The sequence below is a fragment of the Nocardioides sp. zg-1228 genome (assembly GCF_017086465.1).
Classification (GTDB): Bacteria; Actinomycetota; Actinomycetes; order Propionibacteriales; family Nocardioidaceae; genus Nocardioides.
This window is the reverse complement of record NZ_CP070961.1, coordinates 4,048,276-4,054,875: the sequence shown is the minus strand read 5'-3', so window position 1 is coordinate 4,054,875 and position 6,600 is coordinate 4,048,276. Positions and strand designations below refer to the sequence as shown.

The 6,600-nt window shown below is 71.1% G+C and carries 9 protein-coding genes; 8 read left to right on the top strand and 1 reads right to left on the bottom strand.

From position 1 onward, the window contains the following. The first annotated feature begins 253 nt into the window (after positions 1-253). The 8 genes from rpmH (at position 254) to JX575_RS19485 (ending at position 5,659) form a co-directional block, all read left to right on the top strand. Entirely contained in the window at positions 254-391 is a 138-nt protein-coding gene (gene rpmH, locus JX575_RS19520; RefSeq protein ID WP_011758123.1) for a 50S ribosomal protein L34, read from the top strand. A 23-nt stretch (positions 392-414) separates the two neighbouring features. After that, positions 415-768: a ribonuclease P protein component gene (rnpA, locus tag JX575_RS19515; RefSeq protein WP_186339685.1), complete on the top strand. Its 354-nt coding sequence runs from the start codon at positions 415-417 to the stop codon at positions 766-768. Then, positions 765-1,019 (top strand): membrane protein insertion efficiency factor YidD, encoded by a 255-nt coding sequence (yidD, locus tag JX575_RS19510; RefSeq protein ID WP_186339684.1) that lies wholly within the window; start codon positions 765-767, stop codon positions 1,017-1,019. Before rnpA ends, yidD begins: the two co-directional genes overlap by 4 nt. After that, positions 1,020-1,994 carry a membrane protein insertase YidC gene (yidC, locus tag JX575_RS19505; protein ID WP_186339683.1) on the top strand — a complete coding sequence of 325 codons (975 nt, stop codon included), beginning with the start codon at positions 1,020-1,022 and terminating at the stop codon, positions 1,992-1,994. A 64-nt stretch (positions 1,995-2,058) separates the two neighbouring features. Next, entirely contained in the window at positions 2,059-2,658 is a 600-nt protein-coding gene (locus JX575_RS19500; RefSeq protein WP_206054461.1) for a R3H domain-containing nucleic acid-binding protein, read from the top strand. A gap of 50 nt (positions 2,659-2,708) precedes the next feature. After that, positions 2,709-3,407, top strand: a complete 699-nt coding sequence (gene rsmG / locus JX575_RS19495; protein ID WP_313960510.1) for a 16S rRNA (guanine(527)-N(7))-methyltransferase RsmG — start codon at positions 2,709-2,711, stop codon at positions 3,405-3,407. A gap of 313 nt (positions 3,408-3,720) precedes the next feature. Continuing rightward, positions 3,721-4,659 carry a ParA family protein gene (locus tag JX575_RS19490; protein ID WP_277395306.1) on the top strand — a complete coding sequence of 313 codons (939 nt, stop codon included), beginning with the start codon at positions 3,721-3,723 and terminating at the stop codon, positions 4,657-4,659. Between the two features lie 13 nt (positions 4,660-4,672). Then, entirely contained in the window at positions 4,673-5,659 is a 987-nt protein-coding gene (locus JX575_RS19485; protein ID WP_186339681.1) for a ParB/RepB/Spo0J family partition protein, read from the top strand. A 134-nt stretch (positions 5,660-5,793) separates the two neighbouring features. Here the strand turns inward: JX575_RS19485 and JX575_RS19480 are convergent, their stop codons facing one another. Further along, a complete protein-coding gene (locus tag JX575_RS19480; protein ID WP_186339680.1) occupies positions 5,794-6,597 on the bottom strand; it encodes a lysophospholipid acyltransferase family protein in 804 nt (267 codons plus the stop codon). Between the last annotated feature and the right edge of the window lie 3 nt (positions 6,598-6,600).

Genomic DNA, 6,600 nt, shown 5'->3' with positions numbered 1-6,600 from the left:
GCGGACACAGGGAACGTAACAACCGAGCGAGCCGTGGAGCAAGACGTCATCCACAGGGTCGGCCCCCGGGAGGGCTCGCGGGTTTGACCCCCCGTTTGCCCTCCGCGTACCGTTGGCCGGTCGCTCCCTGTCGACGGGTGCCGCATGTCCACGATCCGCCGCCTGGCGGCTGCGTGGGTGCGCGGTGCCGGCCGAACGCCTGCACCGACGCCGTGTGGAGTGGACATCCCTCGAAACCTTCGGAGAAATAGCCGTGAGCAAGCGTACGTACCAGCCGAACAACCGTCGCCGTCACAAGGTGCACGGCTTCCGCCTGCGCATGCGGACCCGTGCCGGTCGCGCCATCCTGTCCAGCCGGCGCCGCAAGGGCCGCAAGAGCCTGGCCGTCTGAGGCCGGGGCCCACGGCGCCCGCCGTGCTCTCCGCTGCCCACCGCCTCACCACCGCTGACGGCTTCCGTCGCACGGTGCGCCAGGGGCGGCGTTCCGGCTCCTCGACGCTCGTCGTCCACCTGTGGGTGGATCCCGACGCGACACCGGCGCCGGTGCAGGTGGGGTTCACGGTCGGCAAGTCCGTGGGCAACGCCGCCACGCGCAACCGTGTGAAGAGACGACTTCGGCACCTGACCCGGGAGCACCTCCCCGCACTGGAGGGGCTCCCGGGTCGTGCTGCGCTCGTGGTCCGTGCGCTCCCGGCCGCGGCCGATGCGTCGTACGCCACCCTCTGCGCCGATCTGGCCCGTACCCTGAGCAGGGTGAGCACCCCATGAAGCACCTCCTCATCGGGTTCATCCGCGCCTGGCGCTTCGCGATCAGCCCCCTCTACGGCCAGGTCTGCCGCTACCACCCGAGCTGCTCGGCCTACGCGCTCGAGGCCGTCACCGTGCACGGCGCCCCGCGTGGCACCTGGCTGGCCGCACGTCGTCTGGTCCGCTGCCACCCGTGGGCAGCCGGCGGCTACGACCCCGTTCCCTCCCGCGCCGGCTCGGCCGCGGAGTCCCCTGCAACTCGAGGAGCATGAGTGCTCGACTTCTTCGGTGCCATCGGCGGCGCGATCATGGCCCCGCTCTACTACGTCATCTCGGCGGTGCTGGTCGGCTTCCACAAGCTGTTCGGCTCCCTGTTCGGCGAGACGTCGGGCGTCGCGTGGGTCCTCTCGATCATCGGGCTGACCCTCGTCATCCGGATGGCGCTGATCCCGCTCTTCGTCAAGCAGATCAAGTCCAGCCGCAACATGCAGCTCATCCAGCCCAAGGTGCGCGAGCTGCAGAAGAAGTACGGCCACGACCGTGAGCGTCTCGCGCAGGAGACGATGAAGCTCTACAAGGACTCGGGCACCAACCCGTTCGCGTCCTGCCTGCCGATCCTGCTGCAGATGCCGATCTTCCTCGCCCTGTTCCGGCTGATCGACCAGGCCGCCAAGGACCCCTCGCACGAGCGCGGCCTGATGACCGAGCAGCTCAACACGCAGTTCGGCGACGCGATCTTCCTCGGGGCCAAGATCTCCGACACGTTCCTCAACACCGACGACATCGGCGTTCGGGTGCTCGCCGCGTTCCTCGTGCTCGCCATGACGGCGACGACGTTCCTGACCCAGCGCCAGCTGATGAGCAAGAACATGCCGGCCGACGCGCTCTCCGGCCCGTACGCCCAGCAGCAGAAGATGCTGCTCTACGTCCTTCCGGTCGTCTTCGCCGTGGGTGGCATCGCGTTCCCCGTCGGCGTCCTCTTCTACTGGACGACCTCCAACCTGTGGACGATGGGCCAGCAGTTCTACGTGATCCGCAACAACCCCGCGCCCGGCACGCCCGCGGCCGACGCCAAGGAGCAGCGCGACCGCGCGAAGGCGGCCCGCAAGGGACAGAAGACGCCCGCGCAGCTCGAGGAGGAGCGGCTCGCAGCGGAGGCGGAGGCCAGGCGCGCGGAGAAGTCGCAGTCCCGGCAGCAGCCGCAGCGCCAGACCAAGGCCCAGCGCAACCAGAAGAAGAAGCGCTGACCAGACTTCCCGGGACGGCGACCCTGCGGACGCCGTCCTCCGTGATCGAGACCAGGAGACACACGTGAGCGAGCAGCTGACCGACGGCGAGACCACCGAGGCCACCCCCGACGGCGGGGCCACCACCCACGTCGACGCCGCACCCGTCGACACCGCCGGTGCGGACGAGGCCGGCGCGGACGAGGCCGGTGCCGCGCGCCCGTCCAAGGTGCAGCGCCTCGAGAACGAGGGTGACATCGCCGCCGACTACCTCGAGGAGCTCCTCGACATCGCCGACCTCGACGGTGACCTCGACATGGACGTCGAGGGTGACCGCGCGAGCGTGCAGATCGGCGGCGCGGACCTGAGCCTGCTCGTGGGGCGCAACGGCGAGGTGCTGGAGGCGCTCCAGGAGTTGACCCGTCTCGCGGTCTACCGCGAGACCGGCGAGCGCTCGCGCCTGATGCTCGACATCGACGGACACCGCGCCCAGCAGCGCGAGCGCCTCGTCGCCCTGGCCGAGACGTCCATCGCCCAGGTGAGGGAATTGGGCCAGCCGGTCTCGCTCGACCCGATGAGTGCCTTCGAGCGCAAGGTCGTCCACGACGCGGTCGCCGCCGCCGGACTCACCTCGGAGTCCGAGGGCGCGGAGCCCAAGCGACACGTGGTGATCCTCCCGGCGTGAGTGACGACGTTTCACGTGAAACACCCTCCGTGCCTCCCGAGGCGCGGGGGGTGTTCGCGTCCGACCGGCTGCCGCTTGCGGAGCGCTACGCCGAACTCTTGGCGACCGAGGGCGTCGTGCGTGGGCTGATCGGCCCGCGGGAGGCGCCGCGACTCTGGGATCGGCACCTGCTCAACTCAGCCGTGCTCGCCGAGGCGATCCCGGACGGATCGACGGTGTGCGACATCGGCACCGGAGCAGGCCTGCCCGGTGTCGTGGTCGCGATCGCACGTCCCGACCTGGCGGTGACGCTGGTGGAGCCGCTGCTACGGCGCACGACGTTCCTCGACGAGGTGGTCGCCGAGCTCGGGCTGACGCACGTGCGCGTGGTGCGGGGACGGGCGGAGGAGCTGCACGGCATCGAGACGTACGACGTGGTGACCTCCCGCGCGGTGGCCCCGCTCGACCGGCTGTTGGGCTGGTCGATGCCGCTGGTGGCGCCGACCGGCGCACTCGTGGCGATGAAGGGTCGGTCGGTGCACGACGAGATCGCGGCCTCCCGTGCGGTGCTGCGTCGCTGGCGGTGCGGCGAGCCCGAGGTGTTCGAGGTCGGCGTCGGCGTGCTCGATCCGCCGACGACGGTCCTCCGGGTGCCGTGGGCCGATCCGGGCCGGATAGGTTGGCCTCTTGCCCGCGGGCACCGGAACACGCCCCCCACCAAGCGGCCCGCGCGCGGGGACCGACGAGCGACCAAGCGAGAGGTGAGCTGAGTTGAGCCACGGCCCCCATGACGATCCCACCGTCCACACTGATGGCACCGACGACGGGCGCGGCGGCGTTCCCGAGGGCGGTGAGCACTGGCGTTCCGGCGATCGGCCGTACCCGTTTTCCACCGACGCGGCAGGGGGGGGTGAGCGGGATTATCCACAGTTTGGTGTGGGTCATCCACAGAACGGGGACAACCGGCCCGTGCCATCCTCGCCGTCTGAGGACGATGTTTCACGTGGAACCAGCGAGCGCCCGGCGACGGAGCCGCCCGTCCCGACCCGCGGTGTTTCACGTGAAACCAAGCCGGCGTGGCAGGTGCGCACCGCCGGCGAGCTCGCGGGTCAGGACACCGACTTCGCGGACCAGGCGACCCCACTGGCCCAGGCCGCCCAGCACTCGGTGCTCGCGCGGACCGGCGGACTGCGCCGTCAGGGTGTCGCACGTCCCCCGGCGACCCGGGTGATGGTCGTGGCCAACCAGAAGGGCGGGGTCGGCAAGACGACGTCGACGGTCAACGTCGCGGCGGGCCTGGCCCAGCTCGGCCAGAAGGTCCTGGTCATCGACCTCGACCCGCAGGGCAACGCCTCGACGGCCCTCGGCATCGACCACCACCGTGGCGTCCCGTCGACCTACGACATGCTCGTCGAGGGCGCTCCGCTGGCCGACGTGATGACCGAGTGCGGCGACCTGCCCGGCCTGTGGGTCGTACCGGCCACGATCGACCTGGCGGGGGCCGAGATCGAGCTCGTCAGCGTGGTGGCGCGCGAGCAGCGGCTCGACCGCGCCATCACCGCCCACCCCCTCGTGGGGAGCGCGGCCGACGCGGGCGAGGAGCGGTTCGACTACGTCCTCGTCGACTGCCCCCCGTCGCTCGGGCTGCTCACCCTCAACGCGCTCGTGGCGGGGCGGGAGATGTTCATCCCGATCCAGGCGGAGTACTACGCGCTCGAGGGCCTCGGGATGCTGCTGGAGACGGTGGAGATGGTGCGTCAGCACCTCAACCCCCGCCTGACCATCTCGACCATCCTGCTCACGATGTACGACGCCCGCACCCGGCTCGCGGCCGGCGTGGCCGAGGAGGTCCGTGGACACTTCGGGGACCAGGTGCTCAAGACCGCCGTCCCGCGGTCCGTGCGGGTCTCGGAGGCGCCGTCCTACGGGCAGACCGTGATGACCTACGATCCGGCGTCGGCGGGAGCACTCTCCTACCTGGAGGCCGCCCGTGAGATCGCGACCAAGGGAGCATCTACATGATCGAGGTCCAGGCATGAGCGCCAACGCACCGCGCCGCGGGCTGGGTCGTGGCCTGGGCTCGCTGATCCCCACGACGCCCAGCCAGCCCGCTCCTTCGACGCCCGACGCCGCCGCTGCGCCGTCGTCCGACCGTGGCGGACCGGCCGCCGCGGTCCCGGCCGCCGCGGACGCGGGCGCCGCTGCTCCCGGCGCGGGCGCCTACTTCGCCGAGCTGCCGATCGCCCAGGTGCGGCCCAACGCCCGCCAGCCGCGGCAGGTCTTCGAGGAGGAGGCACTCGCCGAGCTGGTGCACTCCATCCGTGAGGTCGGTCTCCTGCAGCCGGTGGTGGTGCGGCGCACGGGCGAGGAGAGCTACGAGCTCATCATGGGTGAACGCCGGTGGCGGGCCTCCCAGCAGGCCGGCCGCGACACGATCCCCGCGATCGTGCGCGAGACCGACGACGAGGACATGCTCCGCGACGCCCTGCTGGAGAACCTCCACCGCTCCCAGCTCAACCCCCTCGAGGAGGCGGCGGCCTACGGTCAGCTGCTCGAGGACTTCGGCTGCACCCACGAGGAGCTGGCCCAGCGCATCGGTCGCTCGCGACCGCAGATCTCCAACACCCTGCGGCTGCTCAAGCTCTCTCCCGCCGTCCAGCGGCGCGTCGCTGCGGGAGTGCTCTCGGCCGGGCACGCACGCGCGCTCCTCTCGGTCGACGACGCGGCGCTCCAGGACAAGCTCGCTGCACGGGTCACCGCCGAGGGCATCTCGGTGCGCGGGCTCGAGGAGATCGTGTCGGTCGGTGTCGAGGAGGCCGCCCCCCGGGTGCGGCGCAACAAGCCCGTCGCGCCCGGTCTCGGCGAGCTCGCCGACCGGCTCTCCGACCGGCTCGAGACGCGCGTCAAGGTCGATCTCGGCAAGGCCAAGGGCAAGATCACCGTCGAGTTCGCCAGCCTCGACGACCTGCGCCGGATCGTCGACATCATGGACCCGCGCAACCGGGACGACCGCCCGATCTGACGGTGGGCGGGCCGACACACCACGTCCGATCCGGGGCCGGTGTGCGCGGTCTCGACCAGGCGGTCGACCAATGTCGACAAAGCGACATGTCGCTCAATCGATGTAACGATGTGGCGACCTAGCGACAGATCGATCTAGCGCTCTGGCTGCTTGTCTGCCGGCATCGCTGCCCGCGTGGAGGCACGCTTCTCGGCGCGGCGCCGGGCGCGCTCGCGCTTCTCCTCGGCGTCGAGCCGCGCGGCCTGCTCGAGCGTGGGGGCACCGCCTCCCATCGACGCGGGCAGCCACCACGAGCCCGGCGGCTGCTCCGCAGCCGGGTGGGCGGCGATGGTCTCGCGCAGCAGCTCGGACATCCGGTCGTGGAGCTGCGCGGTCTCACCCACCGGGTCGTCGCCCGTCGAGTGCAGGGGCTCGCCCACGGTGATCGAGATGGCGCGCCCGCGGGAGAAGTCGCGCGGGTGGTCCTTGGTCATCATCCGCTGGGTGCCCCACAGGATCACGGGCAGGAGCAGAACGTCGGCCGCGGCGGCGATGCGGACGGCACCGGTCTTGAACTCCTTGAGCTCCATGGCGCGCGAGATGGTGGCCTCGGGGAAGATCCCGACCGCCTCCCCGCGGCGGAGCAGGTCGACGGCCTGGTGGAAGCTCTCCACGCCCTCGCCCCGGTCGACCCGGACGTGATGCATCGAGCGCATGACCGGACCGCCGATGCGGTGGTCGAAGATCTCGCGCTTGGCCATGAACCGGACCAGCCGTCGCGACGGGTGGGCGGCGAGCCCGCCGTAGATGAAGTCGAGGTAGCTGACGTGGTTGAACGCCAGCAGCACGCCCCCCTCGCGGGGCACGTGGTCGGTGCCGCAGAGCCTGATGTCCTGGCCGAGGAGGCGGAAGGCCGTCTTGGCGGTGACGATGATCGGCGGGTAGGTCACATCGCGCATGGC